Source organism: Pseudomonas sp. NBB (assembly GCF_032701105.1).
Classification (GTDB): Bacteria; Pseudomonadota; Gammaproteobacteria; order Pseudomonadales; family Pseudomonadaceae; genus Aquipseudomonas; species Aquipseudomonas asiatica.
Genome location: NZ_CP103994.1, coordinates 5,383,127 through 5,407,410, shown reverse-complemented (window position 1 = coordinate 5,407,410; position 24,284 = coordinate 5,383,127). Strand labels below are relative to the sequence as shown.

At 60.9% G+C, this 24,284-nt stretch carries 17 protein-coding genes and 1 riboswitch; of the genes, 15 read left to right on the top strand and 2 right to left on the bottom strand.

All coding sequences use genetic code 11. The features are described from left to right. Positions 1–9: 9 nt before the first annotated feature. The 6 genes from waaA (at position 10) to NY023_RS24970 (ending at position 11,845) form a co-directional block, all read left to right on the top strand. Positions 10–1,281 (top strand): lipid IV(A) 3-deoxy-D-manno-octulosonic acid transferase, encoded by a 1,272-nt coding sequence (gene waaA / locus NY023_RS24995; RefSeq protein ID WP_013974466.1) that lies wholly within the window; start codon positions 10–12, stop codon positions 1,279–1,281. 238 nt (positions 1,282–1,519) lie between these two features. Further along, complete coding sequence (locus NY023_RS24990; protein ID WP_049798477.1) at positions 1,520–3,667, top strand: type I secretion system permease/ATPase; 2,148 nt, start codon at positions 1,520–1,522, stop codon at positions 3,665–3,667. Beyond that, positions 3,664–5,082: an HlyD family type I secretion periplasmic adaptor subunit gene (locus NY023_RS24985; protein WP_013974464.1), complete on the top strand. Its 1,419-nt coding sequence runs from the start codon at positions 3,664–3,666 to the stop codon at positions 5,080–5,082. The genes NY023_RS24990 and NY023_RS24985 overlap by 4 nt, the downstream gene beginning before the upstream one ends. A 2-nt stretch (positions 5,083–5,084) precedes the next feature. Beyond that, positions 5,085–5,363 carry a hypothetical protein gene (locus NY023_RS24980; protein ID WP_128637306.1) on the top strand — a complete coding sequence of 93 codons (279 nt, stop codon included), beginning with the start codon at positions 5,085–5,087 and terminating at the stop codon, positions 5,361–5,363. Positions 5,364–5,627: 264 nt separating this feature from the next. After that, complete coding sequence (locus NY023_RS24975) at positions 5,628–6,431, top strand: hypothetical protein (protein ID WP_128637304.1); 804 nt, start codon at positions 5,628–5,630, stop codon at positions 6,429–6,431. A gap of 644 nt (positions 6,432–7,075) precedes the next feature. Next, on the top strand, positions 7,076–11,845 hold the full coding sequence (locus tag NY023_RS24970) for a S8 family serine peptidase (protein ID WP_013974463.1): 4,770 nt from the start codon (positions 7,076–7,078) through the stop codon (positions 11,843–11,845). A gap of 115 nt (positions 11,846–11,960) precedes the next feature. Here NY023_RS24970 and NY023_RS24965 read toward each other — a convergent pair whose 3' ends face one another. Next, positions 11,961–13,397, bottom strand: a complete 1,437-nt coding sequence (locus NY023_RS24965) for a TolC family outer membrane protein (RefSeq protein ID WP_003258125.1) — start codon at positions 13,395–13,397, stop codon at positions 11,961–11,963. A 160-nt stretch (positions 13,398–13,557) separates the two neighbouring features. After that, positions 13,558–13,664: riboswitch (TPP riboswitch) on the top strand. Between the two features lie 153 nt (positions 13,665–13,817). Here NY023_RS24965 and thiC point away from each other — a divergent pair. Further along, positions 13,818–15,698 (top strand): phosphomethylpyrimidine synthase ThiC, encoded by a 1,881-nt coding sequence (thiC, locus tag NY023_RS24960; RefSeq protein ID WP_015272025.1) that lies wholly within the window; start codon positions 13,818–13,820, stop codon positions 15,696–15,698. A gap of 165 nt (positions 15,699–15,863) precedes the next feature. Further along, positions 15,864–17,147, top strand: coding sequence for a putative hydroxymethylpyrimidine transporter CytX (cytX, locus tag NY023_RS24955; protein ID WP_013974460.1), 1,284 nt, complete (start codon positions 15,864–15,866; stop codon positions 17,145–17,147). Here the strand turns inward: cytX and NY023_RS24950 are convergent. Then, positions 17,116–17,862: an RsiV family protein gene (locus tag NY023_RS24950; protein WP_023660486.1), complete on the bottom strand. Its 747-nt coding sequence runs from the start codon at positions 17,860–17,862 to the stop codon at positions 17,116–17,118. The two genes, cytX and NY023_RS24950, sit on opposite strands and share 32 nt — an antisense overlap. Positions 17,863–18,047: 185 nt before the next feature. Here NY023_RS24950 and NY023_RS24945 point away from each other — a divergent pair, with 185 nt between their 5' ends. The 7 genes from NY023_RS24945 (at position 18,048) to NY023_RS24915 (ending at position 24,282) form a co-directional block, all read left to right on the top strand. Further along, positions 18,048–18,665: an NUDIX domain-containing protein gene (locus tag NY023_RS24945; protein ID WP_024087817.1), complete on the top strand. Its 618-nt coding sequence runs from the start codon at positions 18,048–18,050 to the stop codon at positions 18,663–18,665. Then, positions 18,656–19,108 (top strand): DUF1249 domain-containing protein, encoded by a 453-nt coding sequence (locus NY023_RS24940; protein ID WP_016501905.1) that lies wholly within the window; start codon positions 18,656–18,658, stop codon positions 19,106–19,108. Before NY023_RS24945 ends, NY023_RS24940 begins: the two co-directional genes overlap by 10 nt. A gap of 85 nt (positions 19,109–19,193) precedes the next feature. Continuing rightward, on the top strand, positions 19,194–19,994 hold the full coding sequence (gene cpdA, locus NY023_RS24935) for a 3',5'-cyclic-AMP phosphodiesterase (protein WP_023660488.1): 801 nt from the start codon (positions 19,194–19,196) through the stop codon (positions 19,992–19,994). Between the two features lie 241 nt (positions 19,995–20,235). Then, on the top strand, positions 20,236–20,844 hold the full coding sequence (locus NY023_RS24930; RefSeq protein ID WP_003258136.1) for a YqiA/YcfP family alpha/beta fold hydrolase: 609 nt from the start codon (positions 20,236–20,238) through the stop codon (positions 20,842–20,844). A 35-nt stretch (positions 20,845–20,879) separates the two neighbouring features. After that, the gene (parE, locus tag NY023_RS24925) at positions 20,880–22,784 is read left to right on the top strand and encodes a DNA topoisomerase IV subunit B (protein ID WP_044047165.1); all 1,905 of its coding nucleotides are present in this window, start codon (positions 20,880–20,882) and stop codon (positions 22,782–22,784) included. Then, complete coding sequence (locus NY023_RS24920) at positions 22,781–23,767, top strand: esterase-like activity of phytase family protein (protein WP_013974455.1); 987 nt, start codon at positions 22,781–22,783, stop codon at positions 23,765–23,767. The genes parE and NY023_RS24920 overlap by 4 nt, the downstream gene beginning before the upstream one ends. After that, positions 23,764–24,282, top strand: a complete 519-nt coding sequence (locus tag NY023_RS24915) for a TIGR02281 family clan AA aspartic protease (protein WP_015272019.1) — start codon at positions 23,764–23,766, stop codon at positions 24,280–24,282. Before NY023_RS24920 ends, NY023_RS24915 begins: the two co-directional genes overlap by 4 nt. Positions 24,283–24,284 lie beyond the last annotated feature (2 nt).

Here is a 24,284-nt window from a genome sequence, read left to right as displayed (position 1 = left end):
TCCGCAGCCATGAACAGAACTCTCTATACCTTGTTGTTTCACCTGGGCCTGCCGCTGGTTGCGCTGCGCCTGTACCTGCGCGCGCGCAAGGCGCCGGCCTATGGTCAACGCATTGGCGAGCGCTTTGCTTTCAGGCTGCCGGCCATGCGCAGGGGCGGCATCTGGGTGCACGCGGTATCGGTGGGCGAGAGCATTGCGGCGGCACCGATGGTGCGCGCCTTGCTCAAGGCCTACCCGGAAATGCCAATCACGCTTACCTGCATGACCCCGACCGGTTCCGAGCGCATTCGCGCCATGTTCGCCGACGAACCTCGCGTGCAGCATTGCTACCTGCCCTACGACCTGCCTTGGGCGGCAGGGCGCTTTCTCGATCATGTACAGCCGAAGTTGGGCATCATCATGGAAACCGAGCTGTGGCCCAACCACATCCACCAGTGTGCGAAGCGCGGCATTCCAGTAGCGCTGGCCAACGCACGCTTGTCTGAGCGCTCGGCCCGTGGTTATGGGCGCTTTGCCAGGCTGACCCGGCCGATGCTGGCGGAGATGAGCCTGATTGCCGTGCAGACCGAAACCGAGGCCCAGCGTTTTCGTGACCTGGGTGCGCGTCCGGAGTGCGTGCAGGTCACCGGTTCGATCAAGTTCGACCTGAAGATCGACGAGCAACTGTTGCCGCGTGCCAGGGCATTGCGTGAACAATGGGGGGCTGCACAGCGCCCGGTGTGGATCGCGGCCAGTACACATGAAGGCGAGGATGCGCTGATCCTGCAGGCGCACCGGCAGTTGCTGCAGGTGCATGGTGATGCCTTGCTGATCCTGGTGCCGCGCCACCCCGAGCGCTTCGCAGCGGTGCATGCGCTGTGCAGCGAACAGTTCACCACCGCGCGCCGCTCTGCCGGCACGCCGGTCGATGCGCAGACTCGCGTATTGCTCGGCGATACCATGGGCGAACTGCTGTTCCTCTATGCCCTGGCCGACATTGCCTTCGTCGGTGGCAGCCTGGTGGCGACCGGCGGGCACAACCCGCTGGAGCCCGCGGCGCTGGCCTTGCCGGTACTGATGGGGCCGCATGTGTTCAACTTCCTTGAAATCAGCGCGATGCTGCGCGAGGCGGGGGCGTTGCAGCAGGTGGATGATGCCGACGGGCTGGCCGAAGCGGTGCGGCGGCTGGTCGAGTTGCCGCAGGATGCACAGCGCATGGGCGAGGCGGGCAGGGCGGTAATGCGGGCCAATCAAGGGGCTTTGCAGCGGTTGCTCGATGGGCTGGGTGCCTTGATCCGTTGATTTCCGACATATCCACTCAAATGCCCATTCTAGAGTGGATATGATTAATTTTAGTCATTCTTTCCTACGACACTAGGTATAACTTCCTACATTGAATTTTTCGTCGATAGGAAATTTCCTACGAATATTGCTTTAAAGTCAGAAGTGTCCCACGCATCTGTCGGAGCCTTGTAGGACGCTTGTCCTATTGCTTCAGGCTAGTATCGCCTCATGTTCAGTTTTTATATGAGGTGGCGTGGTGCCTGATTTGACTTGTGGGTGTAATACCAGCGCTATTGAAAGTGGGCTGGTCTGTCTGATCACGCTGGCGCGTTATCATGATATAGCCGTCTCTGCCGAGCAGTTGCAGCACGACCATGCACCGGCGGGTGAGCGATTCTCGACTGGCGCAATACTCCGGGCATTTCAGCAACTAGGTCTCAAGGCCAAGCATTGCAGCATCGATCCGAATCGGCTTAAGCATGCGCCATTGCCTGCCATTGCCGTGGATACGCGTGGTGAGTATTTCATCATCGCTCGCGCGGAAGGTGAGCAGGTTCTGGTGCAAGACCCAGGTTCCCGTGCACCGCAAGCGCTGACCTCGGCAGAACTTGCCATGCGCTGGTCGGGAGAACTCATTCTGGTTCGCTCCGATGCCCAGTTGCCGCATGGGCTGTCGCGTTTCGATCTGACCTGGTTCATTCCAGCCGTGGTGAAGTACAGGCGGCTATTTGGCGAAGTGCTTGTTGTCTCCTTGGTCATTCAGATATTGGCGTTGCTGACACCTCTGTTCTTCCAAGTGGTAATGGACAAAGTACTGGTGCATCGTGGGTTGACCACACTGGATGTTATCGCCCTGGGCTTGTTGGTCGTGGTTCTATTTGAAACATTGCTGAGTGGTTTGCGTACTTATGTGGCAGCTCATACAGCGTCAAGGATTGATGTCGAACTAGGTGCAAGACTGTTCAGGCACTTGATCGATCTTCCCGCCGCCTACTTTCAGGCCAGGCGAGTCGGTGACTCGGTTGCCCGAGTACGCGAACTGGAGAACATCAGAAGTTTCCTGACCAACAACAGTATCACGCTGTTGCTAGATGTAGTGTTCACGGTGGTCTTCATCGCTGTCATGTTCCTTTATAGCGGTTGGTTGACGTTGGTGGTCGTCGGCTCATTGCCTCTATATTTTCTCGTATCCTTGGTCGTTACCCCACTGCTACGGGCGCGGATCGACCAGAGTTTCCAGCGCGGCGCCGAGAATCAAGCATTTCTGGTGGAGGCGGTGAACGGCATCGATACGCTGAAGTCGATGGCCGTGGAACCGCAGATTACCCGGCGCTGGAACAATCAGTTGGCTGCTTATGTATCGGCCAGCTTCAAGACCCAGAACCTTTCCAACCTCGCGAATGAGAGCGTAGGCCTGATCGGCAAGCTGGTCACGGTCGCCACGTTGTGGCTGGGTGCCCGCCTAGTCATCGATGGCGAACTCACGGTGGGCGAACTGATCGCCTTCAACATGCTGGCAGGGCGCGTCTCGCAACCCATTATCCGGCTGGCTCAACTCTGGACCAGCTTCCAGCAGACAGGCGTATCGATTCAACGCCTGGGCGACATTCTCAACACCCGTACCGAGGTCAACCAGGGCAAGGGTACGGTGCTGCCAGCACTAGCCGGGCAGATCGAGCTCGATCGTGTGTGTTTTCGCTACCGGCCGGACGGGGGCGAAGTCGTGCGCGATGTCAGCCTGAAGATTGCTGCCGGAGAAGTGGTTGGCATTGTAGGTCGCTCGGGGTCAGGCAAGAGTACGCTGACACGCCTGATCCAGAGGTTGTACTCACCCGAGCGGGGGCGGGTATTGCTCGACGGTGCTGACTTGGCGGTAGCCGATGTGGCTTCACTGCGTCGGCAGATCGGTGTGGTGCTACAGGAGAACGTGCTTTTTCGGCGCACCGTGCGCGAGAACATCGCCCTTGGCAACCCGGCGGCACCGCTTGAAGAGGTCATCGCCGCAGCGACGCTGGCGGGGGCCCACGAGTTCATCCTCGAATTGCCGGATGGCTATGAAACCTTGGTCGGCGAGCACGGTGCCAGCCTGTCAGGTGGCCAGCGACAGCGCATTGCCATCGCCCGGGCGCTGTTCGGCAACCCACGCATCCTGATTTTCGACGAGGCCACCAGCGCGCTGGACTATGAGTCCGAACGGATCATCCAGCAGAACATGGCGCGGATCTGCGCGCAGCGCACGGTGATCATAATTGCCCATCGGCTTTCGGCTGTACGCCACGCCGACCGCATCGTGGTCATGGAGCGCGGGCAGATCATCGAGCAAGGGCCTCATGACGAGTTGGTGGGCAAGCCACAAGGCACCTACGCCTATCTGTATCGGCTGCAGCTTGGGGCTGCCGTATGAGCACGGCCTTCAAGGAGCTTTTCGAGCGCTATCGGGAAGCGTGGCGAGGGGCCTGGCGACAGCGCCGACGCATGGATGGCCCCATCCGTGAGCCGGATGAGCTGGCCTTTTTGCCTGCGGCACTGTCCCTGCAGGAAACACCAGTACATCCCTTGCCGCGCTACCTGCAGTGGAGCCTGCTGACGTTCATCGGGCTGGCGCTTGTCTGGGCTTGCATCGGTGAGATCGACGTCGTTGCCAGTGCCGAGGGCAAGATCGTACCCAGCGGCAGGAGCAAGCTGATTCAGGCCAGCGAGGTCGCGGTGGTGCAGGCGATCCATGTCGTCGATGGCCAGGCAGTGCGCAAAGGCGATGCGTTGGTCGAGCTGGAAGGGCAGTTGACCGAGGCCGATGTAAAGCGCTTGGGTAGCGAACTGCTGGCGGCGCGGATCGATCAGGCACGAGCCAGCACACTGCTGAGTGCGCTGGACGGCGATGACGCGCCTGCTTCCCTGGCATCACTGATACCGCAGGCCACGGCCGCGCAGCAGGCAAGCGCGCAACGCTGGCTGGAAGGGCAGTACCTCGAGCTTCAAGCCACGTTGGAGCAGGCTGATGCCGAAATCGGTCAACGCGCTGCCGAAATCCGTTCTGCCCAGGGCCGGGCTGACGCGCTCCGGCAACTGCTGGTTATCACCCGCCAACTGACGGCGGATTACAAGCTTTTGTTCAGTGAATCGGCCGTGGCCAAGCACACCTACCTGGAAAAGGAACAGGCCCGCCTGGAGCAAGAGCGCGAACTGGCACTCCAGCGCTCACGCATCGACGAGTTGAACGCTGCACGGCTTGCCGCTCAGCACCGTCGTAGCGGTGCCATTGCCCAGCTGCGCAGAGCCATGCTCGATCTTCACGGTGATGCGCAGCGGCGCATTGCAACCCTTGAACAAGAATTGAACAAGGCCGAGCAGCGCCATCGCCTCAAGGTCCTGACATCACCCGTTGACGGTACCGTCCAGCAATTGGCCATCCATACCCAAGGTGGTGTGGTTACACCCGCGCAGACATTGATGGTCATTGTGCCAACGGGCCAGCCGGTGGAAGTGGAAGTGAAAGTCGAGAACAAGGATATCGGCTTTGTGTATCCGGGGCAGCCGGTGGAAGTGAAAGTCGAGACGTTCACGTTTACCAAGTACGGGGTTGTGCCTGGTGTAGTTCAGAGCATTTCACATGACGCCATTGAGGACGAGCGGCGGGGCTTGGTCTATAGCGCTCGGGTCCAATTGTGTAAGGAAACGTTGCGCATAGGGGAAAAGGATATGCCGTTGACAGCGGGAATGTCTGTGCGTGCGGAAGTAATTGTAGATAGGCGGAAAGTTATAAGTTATTTCCTGAGCCCGCTGCAGCAGCATATGAATGAAAGTCTAGTGGAGCGATAAAAATGAGTTCGGAGCGAGCGCAAAAAAAAGGCGGCTGGATAATGCTATACGAGATTGTATGGAATGCACTTAGAGTTAGTGCGGCAGTCGCTTTATGTATTCCTGCTGGTTGTGCGGGGCTGGCTTTCGGATATGTCATGCTCAGTGGAAAACCAAGGCCAATTGCACCATCTGAGGACAGGCAAAGTATTGTGAAGATCGAATGTGGGTGGGATAAGCTAGATAAATGGAATGAAATAGCTTTGCAATCCAAGAATTTCTTGAAGTCTAATGAAAAATAGGGGGTGTGACGAGGCTAAGCCATTCTGATATAGAACTTGCGAGGGTCTTGCTGAAAAATGAAGGCCTGTCGGCGATGTACCCTGCGCAGTAATTTTGGCTGCTATAGCAGGTTTTCATGCTGTTGGATTCATGGGTTCAGATACTTTCGGAGCTAGGGGCAGGATATCCGTGCTGTGCGAAAGAAATTTCGAAGTCGCTTATGATTTGTCTGAGGCGCAGTTGGCCTAGTGCCTGATATAGGTAGGCTGGCTCTAGGGGGGGTAATGGTTACGTTCAAATATTTTTTGTTTTTTTTGAAGGTGCTGCTCGGGAAGCTGAGTGCGATGGGCAGATTTTTTGGTCGTGTGTTGTGGCGCCTCAGCAAGCTATTGTTATTTCTAAGTATGGTCTGGCTGTTGGTTGCCGTTGTTACTATCTCGCCTTGGCCACCTAATAAATTCACTACCCCTAATCCAATGGTGTGTGGAAGGATTTCAGGTGTTGTTTATGAGCTTCCTAGGAAATATGTAATCTACTGGCCGGAATATGAAGGTGAGAGTTCCTGGGAGCCGGGTTTCGTAAACAACAAAAAAGGCTGTGGTGCGAATCTGGTCTCGCTCTATATGGCAATGAGTTGGCCGGAGATGCAGCCTGTCCCTTACGGTGAGGCGACATCTTTCAGTTTTGGTGGCCTGACCGTTGCCGTCGAGCCCTGGGTTCATGGGGCTACCGGGTTAAAAAAAAGACTCAAAAGTTATCTTCGGGCAACCCCGATAACAGCGGTTGAACAGGCAACTTACGAGCCAAGCATTGGAATGACATATGTAGAGGGTGTCAGTAGAGTTTTCCCTGAAGATAAGCAGGACTTTTTCTGGCTGGAAAAGAATGGGCGCATGCAATACATAGTTTATTGTGTAAGGGCATATGATGAATATAATTCCTACTGCGATTTGAAGTTTGTGCTTTCTGGTGGGGATGCTCTTGTGAGTGTTAGGTTTCTGCGGGGTAAGCTAGGTGAGTGGAGGAGTGTGGTAAATAGAGTTGAGGGATTTCTAAAGCGAAGTGTAAAACAAGGAGAAGGTAAATGATCAGGCTCGAGGTTGCAGATATTGAAGAGGCGAGTGTCGCTCTTGAGAGTAAGGGGGCGTCAGCGATGTACGACCTGTTGGCTGCTAAGGGAGATAAATATGCAGTTCTCGCAAATGGCGTTGCTCGTGGTGATTCAGTTGCAGGTGTTGCGGCAATAAACTATATGAAAATGGTGGCTGCTGATGCAGGGCGGCCAATGTCAGATAGTGATGTGGATGCGATTAGAGTCGCAATGGCGCGGGGGTACTTAAGGATACTAGCGGATAAGGTTGCTGATGGTCCTATAGTTGAGCAGGTTCGGCAAAGTGAAGTGTCAGCTTTTCACGCTGAAACCTTCACTTCTCTGGGCTACCCCGAGAAGGCTTGGACCTTGCACCCAGTATTCAAGGTAATGGCGGATGCTAGCAAAGAAGACTATTGGCGGATCGTGCTTTCTTCGTCAGGTGATCTTATAGACGAAGGGCTGCTTTCTTTACGTACTCATCGAATGATGGCAATGGCATCAGTAATTATAGATGCTGAGAATCGCTTACTTGCGAAAGAGTGGATCTCCCGAGTCGAGTCACCCTCGGCGGTCCCTGACTTGATAAACGCTACGGCCAATGCGGTTTTCAATTCCATCGAGGCCAGCCTCTCAGCTTTGATGGTCTCTGAGCCTATTCCAAATGAAACGCTCAAAATCGAAATCACCCCCGCAACCGAGTCCCGTCGCGACCTCCAAGGCCAAGACGACATCCGCAACGACGTCTCCAATGGCTACGTTGACCGTCGCTTGACCCACAGTATCGCCTTCACCGACAAAACCCTCGACAACACCGACTTCACCTCCGCCCAGTTGGGCAGCCTGGCCACCGGTGGTATCCGTCCCGGCGAGATCCAGCTCGACCCCAACGTGCGGCCGAACCAGCACCTGGCCCAGTTCTATCGGGAGGGTAGCGAACAGCCGGACTTCAGCCTGCGTAACGCAGTGGTGCTCAACGGGCTGGCGGCGATGACAACGGTGAACACCTTCGTCGACCCTCTGTTACTCGATCTGAGCGGACAAGGTGTGGGCTTGGCCGGTATCGAGGACGGCGTGCTGTTCGATGTCGATAACAGCGGTACGTTACGTCGTACAGGCTGGGCAGATCGTGTGACCGGGATGCTGGTACATGACAACGGCACCGGGCAGGTGAGCAACATCAGCCAACTGTTTTCCGAATACTACGCAGGCAAAGCCGGTAGTGATGGCAGTTCCGGCGAAACACCGTTCAAAGATGGCTTCGCCGCCCTGGCAAGCGTGGACGCCAACGCCGATGGCAGTATCAACGTTGAAGATGCTGTCTGGGCACAATTGAAGGTGTGGGTCGATGGCAACCACGACGGGCGTGCCGATGACGGAGAATTGAAGGCATTGCAGGAGCATGGCATCAGCCAAATCAAGCTCGGTCAGGTCGAACCGGTGGGGGAAGCACGTCAGGGTAACCAGGTCATCTCCCGCAGTGCATTCACCATCAATGGCGAGGACCGGGAAGTACTGGCGGTGAGGTTCCTCGCTGATACCGTCGGCAATCGGATCGAGGCTCAAGGTGGCAGTACGGTACTGACTTCATCAAGCGGGCCCACTTCCCGGCGGGCTTACATCAGCCAGAGTCCTCAAGGCAGCACTCTGGACGCCGCCGCGCTCGGCGTGGACACGCTTTACGGCGCCGCAGGCGATGATGTCTTGACCGCAGCCCCGGGCGGCAGCTGGCTGGTTGGCGGCGCTGGCAGCAATACCTATCACGGCGGGGCGGGCGATGATGTATTCGTGATCAGTGCCAGTGACGACTGGGCGAACATGCACGGCAATGGCGGGCGTGACACGGTGCTGATCGTGGGGGAGCAGGGCGTTGGGCTGAACATGGCCAAGGCCGGGTTGACCATCGCGCAAGGAGGGAGGGGTAGGGACATCATCGCCAGCGGCGGTCAACGCGGAGTTTTCATCAAGGGCGGCTCGGGCGATAGCTTGCTGATCGGTGGCGGTGGCAACGATGTGCTCGTCGGTGGCAGCGGCCGCAACGACATCATTGGTGGTACCGGCAAGTCCGTTATCTACGCAGGCCCAAATGGGGATCGCATCCAGGCCTCGGCGGGCGGCAGCATTATTTACGCTGGTGGTGGCGCGGATCGGATTACGGGTGGGGCGGCCGATGACGTGATCGAAGCCGGTCGGGGTGATGCCACGATTGATGGAGGCGCGGGAACCAACTTGGTCAGCTTGCATGGTGCACACGACGAGTACCTGATCACGCGTACCGAATCGGGTCACCAGATCACCGACACCGTGGCGGGGCGAGACGGCCGCCTGACCCTGAGCAACATCCAGAAGCTCAGCTTCGCCGATATTGCCGCTATCGATCTTCTCGGCGCGGGCGCCATGCCAATCGGCGACAGGCTGTCGCCTGAGCAACTGGCTACTTTCACCAGCACTGACGCCGCGCTGATAGTCCCTGCGACGGTGCTGCTGGCCAACGACCAGCCATTCAACAGCAGTGGGCCGTTGCGCATCGCGTCGGTCAGTGCTGGCAAGGGCGCTACAGTGCGGCTGAACGAACAGGGTGATGTGGAGGTCACGCCGTTACCTGGCCATGACGGTGATGTCAGTTTCCGCTACGACTTGGTCGATGCGGCGGGCAACGCCTCCATGAGTGTTACCGAGGTGGGCAGCGGTGCATCGGCGCCCTTGCGCGCGACGGTAACGTTGCGCCATGAGCAATCGCCTGGTGACCCGCTCTCTGGGCGGCAGTGGTATCTGGACGAGATCGATGTCGCGCCAGTATGGCGTGACTTCACGGGCAAGGGCGTGAGGATCGGGCAGTTCGAGCCTGGCGGTGAATTTGCCGTCGCGCCGGAAATCTTCGATATCGAACACCCCGATCTCAAGCCGAATATCGACCCCATCTGGCTGCAAACCCAACGTACCAATGGCGCGCTGGCTGCCCTGGCGTCCAATCACGCCACCCAAGTGGCGGGTGTCATGGTTGGAGCGCGCAATGATCAAGGGGGAATCGGCATTGCATACGATGCGAAGATCGGCGGGCACTACCTGGCCAACAAAGGCGACGACCTGACCAACTTGGGGCAAATGGTCAACTACGACATTGCCAACAACAGTTGGGGGTTCAAAAAGGACTTCGCATTGGGGAATGTTCCGGAAGGCAAGGTCGATACCGCTCTGGCGCTCGCTTTCAGTACTACACTTGCGGCCACCAATGGTCGTGGCGGGCTTGGCACCATCGTCGTCGCCTCTGGCGGCAACCAGCGCGACAAAGGTGGTAGTGCCCAGGGCTCGCTGACCAACAACAACCGCCACGCCATCGAAGTAGCGGCCATCAATGCAAAGGCAGACCTCTCGGTGCTGCAAGCTGCCACTGCACCCTTTTCCAACCCAGGTTCCAGCTTGCTGGTCGCCGCACCAGGAAGCCATGTGTTGTCCACTGGCGTCAGCCTTGAAGCGGAGCGCGGTGCATCGGTGGGCAGCGCCTATAGCACGACCCAGGGCACCAGTTTCGCTGCGCCGATTGTATCAGGCGTGGTGGCGTTGATGCTGCAGGCCAATCCGGGGCTCGGTTATCGGGACGTCCAGCAGATCCTCGCACTGTCTGCGCGCAAGGTAGATGACGCTTCCACCCAATGGGCCTACAACGCAGGGCGCAACTGGAATGGCGGTGGCATGCACACCAGTCACGACTACGGTTTTGGTATGGTCGATGCCCGTGCGGCTGTGCGTCTTGCCGAGTCATGGGGTAGCCAGGCGACCAAAGCCAATGAACGGGTGCTGACCGCTGCCAGTGAGCCGCTTGCCCACAAGGTTGCGGCGGGGCAGGTCGCGACTTTGTCCTTGACCCTGCCGGCTGATGTGCTGGTGGAGCATGTGGAGGTCGATATCCATTCGATGGTGGGCCGTCTTGGTGACATGACGCTCACGCTGGTGTCGCCTGGCGGCACGAGGAGCGTGCTGCTCGATCGCACGGGCAAGGCACCGGGCTCCGGTGATGACGATCTGGGCGATTCGCGCTCAGGAGCGTTCAAATATGGGTTCATGTCGACCCATCATCGCGCAGAGCGCTCAGCAGGGGAGTGGAAACTCGAGGTGCGCAATGCCGATGCTGGTTTGCCGTTGACACTCGATCGCTGGACGTTGCGCCTCGTTGGCAGCCCCGGCACCATCGATGATACTTATTACTTCACCGATGACTATGCGAACCTGGTGGCAGAAAACGCCGGGCGAGCGGTGCTTGACGACGCAATCAGGGGCACCGCTGGCGGGCGTAATACGTTGAATGCGGCTGCGGTAAGTCGCAGTATTTCGGTGGATTTGGCCAGCGGCAGTGCCAATATCGCCGGAGCGGCGCTGACCATAGCCTCTGGTTCGGTGCAGAACCTCATCAGTGGCGACGGCGACGATACCTTGATTGCTGGGCCCGCCGGGGCATTACTGGATGGTGGCCGTGGATACAACCTGCTTAAGGGCGGAGAGGGTACTGACCGCTATGTTATCCACAGGCGTGCAGCCGGAAACGATGTACTCGAGCAATTCGAAACTTCGCGTGAAGTGATCGATCTGGTCGGTTTTGGTGGTTTAGGGTTTGCTGACCTGCAGATGCGACAGGACGGCAATGCGGCTGTGCTAGACCTTGGCGATGGGCAGAAGCTGACGCTTGCGGGCAAACCGATCGCCGAACTGCAGCCAGCGAACTTCCGCTTCCTTGACGCATTCACTGCTGCGCCAGGTTACTTCGAGGGCAGCCCTGAAGTGCAGGCGCCCCCGCCTGTCAACGCGAATGTTCTGCTTACCGGTGGTGCAGATGGCGTGTCGCTTACAAGCGACGAATCGGGGCAGTTGGTGGCTTCTCTGGCAGGCACGATCTATGCCCCGCCAACGGTTGCGCCCAGCGTGTTCCTGGTGACAAAACAAGAAGGCGTGGGCGATTACAGGAACACCTTGCGGGGGTTCCGGCACGGTATCGACAAGATTGACCTCAGCCAGGTAGGCATCAGTCGCTTCGAGGATCTGCAGGTCAGCAAAGTCGAGCGCTTCATGCTCAATGACTTTGCGCAGATTCATGGTGTGGCCGTTGATACCCAGGCAGTGCCGGGGCAGGAAGGTATCGTGAATATACTGTACCTGGATGCGCTCGAAGTTGCGCAAGTGACAGCGGAGGACTTCATCTTTGCGCAGCCGGCAATAGTCACCTCTGAAATGGTTGCCATGCCTGAGGCCTCGGCCCTTTCAGCGGGGGCATCTCTGTTTGCTGTCGAGCACTCGCTGCCGAGCCTGGGAAATCTTGTTGATGCAATGGCTGCGTTTGCCCCTGAGCCGGCTGGCTCTGCGCTGATCGGGGATATGTCGGTTCAACGCATCGACTCGACGATCGCCGTAGCGGCCTAGTCGCTGTCCTGTAGCGGCTGGAGTGATATTTGATGGCCCTATCGCCGGCACGCCAACTCCCCCAGGTTACCCCGCGGTGGGAGCGGGCTTGCCAGCGACTGGTCCAACACCTATCTCAAGGCCTGCGCTCGAAGTTCTTCGCCGCTGCAGCCGCCAGGTCCGGCGGCAGGAAGTCCTTGTCCGGGTTGTAGTCCGGTTTGAGGTACCGCTTGAGGTCCTGCAGGTCCTGCGGGCTCAAGGTGCCGGCTGCCTGTTTCAGGCTCAGGTTGTCGAGGATGTAGTCATAGCGGCTGTTGTTGTAGTCGCGCACCGAGGTGTACAGCTGACGCTGGGCGTCAAGCACGTCGACGATATTGCGGGTACCCACCTGGTAGCCGATCTCGGTGGCTTCCAGCGCGCTCTGGTTGGAGATGATCGACTGCTTGCGCGCCTGCACCTGTTCCACGTCGGTATTCACTGCGCGGTGCAGGTTGCGGGTGTTTTCCACCACCTGGCGGCGCAGGCTTTCACGCTGCTGCTCGGTCTGGCTCAGGCGCTGGTAGGCCTCGCGCACCTGCGAACTGGTCAGGCCGCCGCTGTAGATCGGGATGTTCAACTGCAGGCCGATGCTGGTCTGCTCGACGTCGCCGCTATAGCGCGTAACGGGGGCCGGTGCGGGGTTGGTGAAACCGAAGTTGTCGTTGTCACCCTTCTGATACTTGGCAACTGCGTCCAGGGTCGGCGCGTGGCCGGCCTTGCGCTGGCGCAGGGTTTCCTCGGCAGCGACGACCGCGTGGTTGGTGGCCAGCAGGTTGAGGTTCTGGCGCCCGGCGGTTTCGACCCAGGCCTTGGCGTCGTTGGGCGTAGGCACCTGCACTGGCAAGGTATGGACCACGCCTTGAATCGACGTGTATTCCCGGTTGGTCAGGGTCACCAGGGCCTCGAAGGCATCCTGTACCTGGCGCTCGGCAATGATTCGGTTGGCCCGCGCCGTGTCGTAGCTGGCCTGGGATTGCAGCACGTCGGTCTTGTCGGAGAGGCCGACGTCGAATCGTTCGTTGGACTGGTCCAGCTGGCGCTTGAAGGCCGCTTCCTCGGCCTTGGTCGCGGCCAGGTTATCCTGGGCACGGAGCACGGCGAAGTAATTCTGCGCGGTTTGCAGGATCAGGTTCTGCTCGGTCGCCGACAGCTCCAGCGCCGCCTGTTCGTTGACCGCTTCGGCTGCCTGCAACTGGAACCAGCGATCAGCGCGGAATATAGGTTGCGCCAGGGTTGCGCTCCAGGTGTTGCCGCTGCGGTTGCTGGTGGCCGATGGTTCGTCCAGCTTGGTGCGGGTGTTCAGCATTTCGGCACCGGCCGACAGGTTAGGCAGCAACCCGGCGCGAGCCTGCGGTACCACTTCGCGGCGGGCGCCGTAATCGGCGCGGGCCGCAGCCAGGTCAGCGTTGTTGTCGACCGCCTCCTGATAGACGCTGACCAGGTCGGTTTTCACTGTAGTGGGCACGTCCGCTGCCCAGACCACTCCGTTGGACGCACAAGACACGGCTATTGCCAGTGAGAGTTTGCGCAGCATAGAGGCAATCCTTGTACGAAATTTAATTACTGAACTGTTGAGTATCGAGCGACGGGCCAGTGTAGTGCCATGCGCACCCGGCAACAATCGCTCGGGGTGCCTTTCATCATCCGCGCATTTACCTGCTTGGCTTTGCCGACCACTCCAGTCTAGACTGCGCATGTTCTTGTCGGGGTGCCTTGAAGCAAAGGCTGAGATCGCAAAGTTGCGGATCCCGTTGAACCTGATCAGGTTAGCGCCTGCGTAGGGAACAAGATTGCTCGCCTTCCCGGGGAGCCTCTTGTGCCAGGTCCGGGAATGTCGCAGCTGCATGCAGCTTCAGGCACCCCAAATCCGGCACTGCACCCATCAAGGGTGCGTCCGCGCCTTTCAGGTTCACCCCGACATTCCACTGCTAGGAAGCCGTCTGGAGAGCCTGTGATGACCAAACAAGAAAAAGCGATCAACCTCAGCGAATCGGCACAAGTCGATCAGCAGTCCGTGCAACCGTTTCCGCGTTCGCGCAAGGTGTATGTCGAAGGCTCGCGCCCGGACATCCGCGTGCCCATGCGTGAAATCAGCCTGGACGACACCCCGACCGATTTCGGTGGCGAGTCCAATGCCCCGGTGCTGGTCTACGATACTTCCGGCCCGTACACCGACCCTAACGTTGTCATCGACGTGCGCAAGGGCTTGGCCGACGTGCGTTCGGCGTGGATCGAGGCACGCGGTGACACCGAGCGCCTGGCCGGCCTGAGCTCCGACTTCGGCCAGCAGCGCCTGAACGATGCCGAACTGGCCAAGCTGCGTTTCGCCCACGTGCGCAACCCGCGTCGGGCCAAGGCTGGTGCCAACGTCTCGCAGATGCACTATGCCCGCCAAGGCATCATCACTGCCGAGATGGAGTACGTGGCCATCCGCGAAAACATGAAGCTGCAAGAGGCACGTGCCGCTGGTCTGCTTGACGAGCAGCACGCCGGCCACAGCTTCGGGGCCAACATCCCGAAAGAAATCACTCCTGAGTTCGTCCGCCAGGAAATCGCCCGTGGCCGCGCGATCATCCCAGCCAACATCAACCACCCGGAAGTGGAACCGATGATCATCGGCCGCAACTTCCTGGTGAAGATCAACGGCAACATCGGCAATAGCGCCCTGGGTTCCTCGATCGAGGAAGAAGTGGCCAAGCTGACCTGGGGCATCCGCTGGGGTTCGGACACGGTCATGGACCTGTCCACCGGCAAGCACATTCACGAAACCCGTGAGTGGATCATCCGCAACTCGCCGGTGCCGATTGGTACCGTGCCGATCTACCAGGCCCTGGAAAAAGTCAACGGCGTGGCCGAGGACCTGACCTGGGAGCTGTTCCGTGACACCCTGATCGAGCAGGCCGAGCAGGGCGTGGACTACTTCACCATCCATGCCGGCGTACTGCTGCGTTATGTGCCGCTGACTGCCAAGCGTGTCACCGGTATCGTCAGCCGTGGTGGCTCGATCATGGCCAAGTGGTGCCTGGCACACCACAAGGAAAACTTCCTGTACACCCACTTCGAAGAAATCTGCGAAATCATGAAGGCCTACGACGTCAGCTTCTCGCTGGGCGACGGCCTGCGCCCCGGCTCGATTGCCGACGCCAACGATGCCGCGCAGTTCGGTGAACTGGAGACCCTTGGCGAGCTGACCAAGATCGCCTGGAAGCACGACGTGCAGTGCATGATCGAAGGCCCCGGCCACGTGCCGATGCAACTGATCAAGGAGAACATGGACAAGCAGCTGGAATGCTGCGACGAGGCGCCGTTCTACACCCTCGGCCCGCTGACCACCGATATCGCTCCTGGCTACGATCACATCACCTCGGGCATTGGTGCGGCTATGATCGGCTGGTTCGGTTGCGCAATGCTCTGCTACGTCACGCCCAAGGAACACCTGGGCCTACCAAACAAGGATGACGTGAAGACCGGCATCATCACCTACAAGATCGCCGCTCATGCCGCCGACCTTGCCAAGGGCCACCCGGGTGCGCAGATTCGTGACAACGCCTTGTCCAAGGCACGCTTCGAGTTCCGTTGGGAAGACCAGTTCAACCTCGGCCTGGACCCAGACACTGCCCGTGCCTACCACGACGAGACCCTGCCTAAGGAATCGGCCAAGGTCGCGCACTTCTGCTCGATGTGCGGGCCGAAGTTCTGCTCGATGAAGATCACCCAGGAAGTGCGTGAATACGCCGCCAAGATCGAAACCGTGGATGTGACGGTCGAGCAAGGCATGCGTGAGCAGGCCGAGCGGTTCCGCCAGGAAGGCAGCCAGCTGTATCACAAAGTCTAAGACCGCTGGGGCCGCTTTGCGGCCCTTTCGCGACGCAAGGCCGCTCCCACAGGGACCGCGCAAGGCTTGAGGCCAGCGCGGTTTTTGTGGGAGCGGCCTTGTGTCGCGATACGAGGACGCAGTCCTCGCCAGGAACACCAACAACATTGCCGGCGAGCGCCAACCATGACATCACCCAGCCAATTTTCCCCCGACCACCCGGTCCCCACCGCCCAGCGCATCTTCGGCGCCCGCGACCTGTTCTCGCTATGGTTCTCCCTCGGCATCGGCCTGATGGTGCTGCAGGTCGGCGCCATGCTGGCCCCTGGCCTGGGCCTTGCCGGCGCGGTGCTGGCTATCGCCCTGGGCACCGGTGTGGGTGTGCTGCTGCTGGGGGCTGCCGGTGTCATCGGCAGCGATACCGGCCTGTCGGCCATGGGCACGCTGAAACTGAGCCTGGGTGGCCATGGCGCTCGCTTGCCGGCGCTGCTCAACCTGCTGCAACTGGTGGGCTGGGGCGCGTTCGAGATCATCGTGATGCGCGATGCCGCCAGCCTGCTGGGTGCGCGGGCGTTCGGCGAAGCCAGCGCCTGGAACAGCCCTGTGCTCTGGACACTATGCTTCGGCGCCCTGGCCACCTTGCTCGCAGTCGGTGGGCCGCTGGCGTTCGTGCGCAAGGTGCTACGCACTTGGGGTATCTGGCTGCTGCTGGGCGCTTGCCTTTGGTTGACCTGGAACCTGTTCGCCAAGGCCGACCTGGCGGCACTGTGGAACCGCGCCGGCGACGGATCGATGTCGCTGGCCGTGGGCTTCGACATCGCCATCGCCATGCCGCTGTCCTGGTTGCCGCTGATCGCGGATTACTCGCGCTTTGCCCGTAACGGCAAACATGTATTCGGCGGTACGGTGGTGGGCTACTTCATCGGCAACACCTGGCTGATGAGCCTGGGCGTGGGCTACACCTTGGCCTTCGCCGGCAGTGGCGAAGCCAACGCCCTGCTGCTGGCCCTCGCGGGCGCCGGCATGGGCATTCCACTGCTGCTGATTCTGCTGGACGAGTCGGAAAAGGCTTTTGCCGACATTCACTCGGCAGCCGTTTCCACCGGCGTGCTGGTGCGCCTGAAGGTCGAGCACCTGGCGCTGGCCATTGGCGTGCTGTGCATACTGATCGCCTTGCTGGCGCCACTGGCACAGTACGAGAACTTCCTGCTGCTGATCGGCTCGGTGTTTGCACCGCTGTTCGGTGTGGTATTGATGGACCATTACGTGATCCGTCGCCGCCGCTTGCCAGCACAGGTGCATGGCTTGCACTGGCAGGCACTGCTGGCCTGGGCGGTGGGCGTTGCCACGTACCATCTGATCGCCGCGCAAGCGCCGAACCTGGGCGCGACCCTGCCGGCATTGCTGCTGGCAGGGCTACTGCACGGGCTGCTGAGCTTCAGCCGCGGCCGGGAAACAGCTCGGGCTTGAGCACGCCATTCAGGCGTGGGTACGGGATCTTCAACTCCACGTGGCCCATGGAGTAGGGCGCGATGGAATAGACCTCGTACTTGACCACCACCGCGCCGTACGTCAGGGCGACGTGCGGCGACTGCTTGAACGGCCAGGTCTTGATGAACTCGGCATCCTTGTCCATGCCTACGCTGATCAGCCAGGCGTGGTGCGATTCCTCGACGGTTTTCCAGAAGGTGTCTTCCTGGCCGGGCACCAGCATGTCCTGCAGGGTCAGCACCTTGTCCAGCTTGCGCGAATAGTTGATGAAACCACGCCCGGGCATGCCATGAGCGCCGCCGCTGTCCAGGTAGCTGGACAATTCGATGATCACCAGTCCGTCATGCTGCTCGCGTACCTTGGCCTGCAGGTAGCTGCTGTTGCGCTTGTCGGCACTGGCCAGGTACTGCTGCTCGTAGGCTTGCAGGGTGGTCGGTGCGTTGCCGCGCTGGTTGTCTTCGGTCAGTTGCAGCAGGCGTTTCTCGACGATGCCATCGAGCTTGGGCAAGGCCGGGAAGTGGATCATGTCGATGTTCACCAGCGGGCAGTCGCTTTCGCTGCAGCCGGGTTTGACATGCTCCCAGGCATCACGCTTGACCTCGAGCGGCGCCCGGTAGTTAGGCGTGAACAGGCTTTGGCAGGCACCCAGGGCCAGGGCCAGCACAGCCACGGAAGTCAGTTTGACAAGTGTCATGAGGATCCTTGCAGAACAGGGAAAAGTCGGCCTTTGACCGTCTGCGCGGCCTTCAGTTCGCCACTAAGCTAACAGAGAGAAGGCGCGCTGTCCCGAGTGCGCGAACGGTTGCCGGAAAGGGGTGAAACCGGCAGGCGTGCAGAGTAGGATGGCGCGATGCGGTATTCGAGGTAATGAGGATTTCCATGTCAGACGCGTTGAACTCAGTGCCCAAGGGCTTCGAAATCATTGAGCGGGCCAACTGCTTCCAGGGCTTTTACAAGCTCGACAAGCTACGCCTGCGCCACGAGTTGTTTGCCGGGGGCATGGGCCGCGAGATCAGCCGTGAACTGTTCGTGCGCCATGATGCGGTGTGCGTGCTGCCGTACGACCCGTTGCGCGATGAAGTGGTGCTGATCGAGCAGTTCCGCGTTGGTGCACTGGGCAAGGTCGACAACCCCTGGCTGATCGAGATGGTGGCCGGGCTGATCGACAAGGACGAGCAACCCGAGGAAGTCGCCCACCGCGAAGCCGAAGAAGAAGCCGGCCTGGCCTTTAGCGCCCTGTGGCCGATGACCCGTTACTTCCCGTCGCCCGGTGGCAGTGACGAGTACGTTCACCTGTTCCTCGGCCGTTGCAGCAGTGAAGGGGCGGGCGGCCTGCATGGCCTGGAAGAAGAGGGCGAGGACATTCGCGTGCGCGTGTGGTCGTTCGAGGATGCCATGCAGGCGGTGCGCGACGGGCGCATCTGCAACGCGGCGACCATCATCGGCCTGCAATGGCTGGCGCTGAACCGTGATGAAGTACGAGGTATGTGGAAGTGAACCTGCTGCGCGAGCGTTATCGGGTCGACCTGGTCGGGCTGCAGGCAGCCTGCGAGGCCAACTACGCCCGGCTGATGCGCCTGTTGCCCGACATGCGCACCACCCAGAGCTCGCGCCGCATCGGCATGACCCAGGGCGACCAGATGCTCGGCGTGCTGGTGCTCGACGTGGTGCTGGCCTGCCCGTACACCACCACCCTGCACGTGCGCCAGGAGCACAGCCTGCCGTGGTTGCCGGTACCGCACCTGGAAGTGCAGGTGTACCACGATGCGCGCATGGCCGAAGTGGTCAGTGCCGAACACACCCGGCGCCTGCGCAGCATCTACCCGTATCCGAACGAGGCCATGCACCAGCCGGACGAAAAGGCCCAGCTCAACCTGTTTCTCGGTGAATGGCTGAGCCATTGCCTGGCCTGTGGCCACGAGCTGGCAAGCGTTCGCTGAATTGTGACGTGGTTTGGGTACGGGTGTTTGCTCGCACCCGTTGTACAGCCATAATTCGCGCTGAATCCGTTCGAGGAGACGGCCGTTGCCGCAGCCAGACCAATCGCGCCCCGTGCATGTGGTGCAACTGACCGATGCCCACCTGTTCGCCGACCCGGCCGGCAGCATGCTGGGCCTCAAGACCCGTGACAGCCTGCGCCATGTAGTGGCCCAGATGCGGCGGGAGCAACCGCTTGTCGACCTGCTGCTGTGCACTGGCGACCTGTCCCAGGACGCCAGCGTGGCGTCCTATGAAGCGTTCCGTGAGCTGACCGCACCGTTTGCCGCGCCCACCCGCTGGTTGCCTGGCAACCATGACGAGGCCCGAGTCATGGCGCAAGTGGCACCGGAGTTGGTACAGGCGGTGACCGATATCGGTGCGTGGCGCATCGTCATGCTCAACACGGCCGTACCCGGGGCGACGCATGGGCTGCTGGAGGATGACCAGCTGGCAGTGCTGGAAACGGCCTTGCGAGAGGCGGGTGAACGGCATTGCCTGGTGTGCTTCCACCATCAGCCGGTGGATATCGGCTGTGCCTGGATTGCGCCGATCGGCTTGCGCAATGCCCAGGCGCTGTTCGATATCGTCGAGGGGTACCCACAGGTACGGGCGCTGCTGTGGGGGCATGTGCACCAGGAATGGGATGAAGTGCGCGACGGTCGTCGCCTGCTGGCCACTCCGTCGACCTGCATCCAGTTCGCGGCGCGCAGCGAGGATTTCAAGGTGAGCGAGGAGCAGCCTGGATACCGCTGGCTGCTCCTCCACGCCGACGGGCGGTTGGAGACCGGGGTGGAGCGGGCGCTGGACTTCGAAGTGAAGCTCGACTTCGATAGCCCTGGTTATTGAGGGTTTTGGGGCCGCTGCGCAGCCCTATCGCGACACAAGGCCGCTCCCACAGGGGTACGCGATCTCCTGTGGGAGCGGCCTTGTGTCGCGATAGGGGCGCAAAGCGCCCCCGGCACTCTCAAAGCTGTTGAAGAATTTGTTGCTAAAACCCCTGTGCGGCGCCAAAACCCGGCGAACGCGCTACACTGCGCGTCCCTGCGCCCATATCACCGGGCGCGAAGCCACAGATTCCGGGGGCAGCATGTCGGGTTCCATCCTCTATATCCATGGCTTCAACAGCTCGCCACTTTCGACCAAGGCGCGCCAACTCGAGGCCGTGATGCAGCAACTGGGCCTGTCGGCCCAACTGCGGGTGCCCGCCTTGCACCACCACCCACGGCAGGCCATCGCCCAGCTCGAAGCGGCCATCGCCGAACTGGGCGCACCATTGTTGGTAGGTAGTTCGCTCGGCGGCTACTATGCCACCTATCTGGCCGAGCGCCACGGCCTCAAGGCCTTGCTGGTGAACCCGGCGGTAACACCGCACAAGCATTTCGACGGCTACCTGGGCACCCAGCACAATCACTACACCGGTGAAGCGTGGGAGCTGACCCACGATCATGTGCAGGCCCTGGCCGAGCTTGAGGTACCAGCCCCGGTGGATGCCAGCCGCTATCAAGTGTGGCTGCAGACCGCCGATGAAACCCTGGACTATCGCCATGCCGAGCGCTATTACCGTGCTTGTGCCCTGCGCATCCAGGCCGGTGGCGACCACAGCTTCCAGGGCTTCGCCGAGCGCCTGCCGGCGCTGCTGGCCTTCGCCGGCATTGCCCGTGGGCAGTACGCAGCGCTCGATTTTTCTGTATTTTGACTTTTTTGCATTCACCAGACTGACGACGAGACCCTATGGCCACTCCCAGCGCTAGCGCCTATAACGCAGACGCCATCGAAGTCCTCTCGGGCCTTGACCCGGTCCGCAAGCGGCCGGGCATGTACACCGATACCAGCCGCCCCAACCACCTGGCCCAGGAAGTCATCGACAACAGTGTCGACGAAGCCCTGGCCGGTCATGCCCGTTCGGTACAGGTCATACTCCATGCCGACCACTCGCTGGAAGTCAGCGACGATGGCCGCGGCATGCCGGTGGACATCCACCCGGAAGAGGGCGTGTCCGGGGTCGAGCTGATCCTCACCAAGCTGCACGCCGGCGGCAAGTTCTCCAACAAGAACTATCAGTTCTCCGGTGGCCTTCACGGCGTGGGCATCTCTGTGGTCAACGCCCTGTCGACCCAGGTGCGCGTGCGCGTAAAACGTGACGGCAACGAATACCAGATGACTTTCGCCGATGGCTTCAAGGCCAGCGAGCTGGAAGTGGTCGGCTCGGTCGGCAAGCGTAACACCGGTACCAGCGTGTACTTCAGCCCCGACCCCAAGTACTTCGATTCGCCGAAATTCTCCATCAGCCGCCTCAAGCATGTGCTCAAGGCCAAGGCCGTGCTGTGCCCGGGCCTGCTGGTCAGCTTCGAGGACAAGGCCAGCGGCGAGAAAGTCGAATGGCACTATGAGGATGGCCTGCGTTCCTACCTGGTCGATTCCGTCAATGAGTTCCAGCGCCTGCCCGACGAGCCGTTCTGCGGCAGCCTGGCCGGTAACAAGGAAGCGGTGGACTGGGCCTTGCTGTGGCTGCCAAAAGGCGGCGACAGCATCCAGGAAAGCTACGTCAACCTGATCCCTACCGCCCAGGGCGGTACCCATGTCAACGGCCTGCGCCAGGGCCTGCTGGATGCCATGCGTGAATTCTGCGAGTTCCGCAACCTGCTGCCGCGCGGTGTGAAGCTGGCGCCGGAAGACGTCTGGGAGCGCATCACCTTCGTGCTGTCGATGAAGATGCAGGACCCGCAGTTCTCCGGGCAGACCAAAGAGCGCCTGTCGTCGCGCGAGGCGGCTGCCTTCGTTTCCGGCGTGGTCAAGGACGCGTTCAGCCTGTGGCTCAACGCCCACCCCGAGCTGGGCATGCAACTGGCGGAGCTGGCCATCAGCAACGCCGGGCGCCGCCTGAAGGCCAGCAAGAAGGTCGAGCGCAAACGCATAACCCAGGGCCCGGCACTTCCCGGCAAACTGGCCGATTGCGCCGGCCAGGACCCGATGCGCGCCGAACTGTTCCTGGTCGAGGGTGACTCGGCCGGTGGCTCGGCCAAGCAGGCTCGCGACAAGGAATTCCAGGCGATCCTGCCGCTGCGTGGCAAGATCCTCAACACTTGGGAAGTGGACGGTGGCGAAGTCCTGGCCAGCCAGGAAGTGCACAACATCGCCGTGGCCATTGGCGTCGACCCGGGGGCCACCGACCTTGCGCAGCTGCGCTACGGCAAGATCTGCATCCTCGCCGACGCCGACTCCGACGGCCTGCACATCGCCACGTTGCTGTGCGCACTGTTTGTCCAGCACTTCCGCGCCCTGGTCGAGGCCGGGCATGTGTACGTGGCCATGCCGCCGCTGTACCGCATCGACCTGGGCAAGGAAATCTACTACGCACTCGACGAGGCCGAGCGTGACGGTATCCTCGATCGCCTGGTGGCCGAGAAGAAGCGCGGCAAGCCACAGGTCACCCGCTTCAAGGGCTTGGGCGAGATGAACCCGCCACAGCTGCGCGAGACCACCATGGACCCGAATACCCGGCGCCTGGTGCAACTGACCCTGGACGACGTGCAGGCCACCTGCGAGCTGATGGACAAGCTGCTGGCCAAGAAGCGCGCGGGCGACCGCAAGAGCTGGCTGGAAACCAAGGGCAACCTGGCCGAGGTCATGGTTTGATTCGGCGGCTTCTGGCTGCCTGCCTGGCGCTGGTTGCCCTGCCGAGCCTGGCGGGCAACTGGCCAGAGTTGAAGCTGAGCGCCGAGCACCCGATCGAAGGCATGCGCGGTGGCAACCTGTCTGGCCTGGTGGAATGCCGGGGCGGGCTGTGGGGCGTATCCGACCGCGACGACGACCGCATCTACCGCTTCGACCAGCAAAACCCGACCTGGCGCGCGCAGCCGCTCACTTTCACCCCGCCAGCGGTGCCGGAAAGTGGCCTGCCGTGGGGCCTTAAGTCGCGCAACTGGGCGGCGTCGTATATTCGTGGTGGCGAGCTGGATTTCGAAGGTATCAGCTGTGACCAGGCGGGCAACCTGTACCTGGTCAGCGAAGCTCATGCCGCTGTGCTGCAACTGCCGCTGGAAGGCGAGGCGGACTGGTTGAAGATCGACCCGGCCATGGTTCGTCAGGCCCGGGCCAGCGGCATGCTGCTGAACTTCAACGCCTTGTTCGAAGGTCTGGCGATCAACCCGGCAGGTGACCGCCTGTGGCTGGCCGCCGAGCGCGAGCGCCGTGGCCTGGTGGCTATCGAGCGCCAGCAGTCGGTGTGGACCTGCGGCCGCAGCTGCGTGTTGCTGAGCGAGGCCGGGGTCGAAATGCAACCGGCACAGATGCCCAATGCCCAGGCACTGTCGCGCGACTTCGCCGACCTGGCCTGGTTCGAAGGCAAGCTGTTCACTCTCGAACGCAATGCCTACCGCGTCTGTCGTCGGGATACCGACAGCGGCATGGTCGAGCGCTGCTGGTCGTTCGCTGCCGATGCCTTGGTCGAGTCGCGTCGCTACCAGCAGCCGTTCGGTCTGGCCGAGGCCCTGGTGATCGATGCCAAGGGCGCCTGGATAGGCGTGGACAACAACAACGGCGCCCGCGCCGATGGCGAAGCACGCCCGATCGTCTGGCGCTTCGATGCGCCGGAAGGCGGATGGAGCGCCAAGCCATGAGCCAGGCACCGGGCAAGCGGGCTGGCAAGGTATTGATGATCGTCGCCTGGGCGGCGGCGCTGTTCCTTGCCACGCGTTTTTTCGGCCAATGGGAAGACAGCCAGCGCAACCCCAATGCCCAGGTGCAGTCGACGCATGGCGAAGGCTTTATCGAGGTGCGCCTGCTGGGCAACGGCCAGGGCCACTTCGTGATGGATGGCGCAATCAACGGCCAGGTGGTGCATTTCATGCTCGACACAGGTGCTACCGACGTGGCCATCCCCGAGGCGCTGGGCCGCGAGCTGGGCCTGGAGCGTGGCAGCCCGGTGCAGCTCAGTACCGCCAACGGCCGTACCGAAGGCTACCGCACGCGCCTGACCAGCCTGCAGCTGGGGGATATCCGCCTGCAGGACGTGCGCGCCATCGTGGTGCCGGGCCTGGACGGGCAGACCGTATTGCTGGGCATGAGTGCCCTGAAACAACTTGAATTTACCCAGCGCGGCGGCACCATGCTGCTGCGCCAGAACCTGAAATGACG

Bases quoted from the DNA above. Each gene is read 5' to 3' on its own strand.
- cytX (WP_013974460.1), top strand. From the start codon at position 15,864: ATGACATCACCCAGCCAATTTTCCCCCGACCACCCGGTCCCCACCGCC.
- NY023_RS24965 (WP_003258125.1), bottom strand. From the start codon at position 13,397: ATGCTGCGCAAACTCTCACTGGCAATAGCCGTGTCTTGTGCGTCCAAC.
- thiC (WP_015272025.1), top strand. From the start codon at position 13,818: ATGACCAAACAAGAAAAAGCGATCAACCTCAGCGAATCGGCACAAGTC.
- NY023_RS24985 (WP_013974464.1), top strand. From the start codon at position 3,664: ATGAGCACGGCCTTCAAGGAGCTTTTCGAGCGCTATCGGGAAGCGTGG.
- NY023_RS24975 (WP_128637304.1), top strand. From the start codon at position 5,628: ATGGTTACGTTCAAATATTTTTTGTTTTTTTTGAAGGTGCTGCTCGGG.
- NY023_RS24950 (WP_023660486.1), bottom strand. From the start codon at position 17,862: ATGACACTTGTCAAACTGACTTCCGTGGCTGTGCTGGCCCTGGCCCTG.
- NY023_RS24945 (WP_024087817.1), top strand. From the start codon at position 18,048: ATGTCAGACGCGTTGAACTCAGTGCCCAAGGGCTTCGAAATCATTGAG.
- NY023_RS24915 (WP_015272019.1), top strand. From the start codon at position 23,764: ATGAGCCAGGCACCGGGCAAGCGGGCTGGCAAGGTATTGATGATCGTC.
- NY023_RS24980 (WP_128637306.1), top strand. From the start codon at position 5,085: ATGAGTTCGGAGCGAGCGCAAAAAAAAGGCGGCTGGATAATGCTATAC.
- waaA (WP_013974466.1), top strand. From the start codon at position 10: ATGAACAGAACTCTCTATACCTTGTTGTTTCACCTGGGCCTGCCGCTG.
- NY023_RS24970 (WP_013974463.1), top strand. From the start codon at position 7,076: ATGGTCTCTGAGCCTATTCCAAATGAAACGCTCAAAATCGAAATCACC.
- parE (WP_044047165.1), top strand. From the start codon at position 20,880: ATGGCCACTCCCAGCGCTAGCGCCTATAACGCAGACGCCATCGAAGTC.
- NY023_RS24930 (WP_003258136.1), top strand. From the start codon at position 20,236: ATGTCGGGTTCCATCCTCTATATCCATGGCTTCAACAGCTCGCCACTT.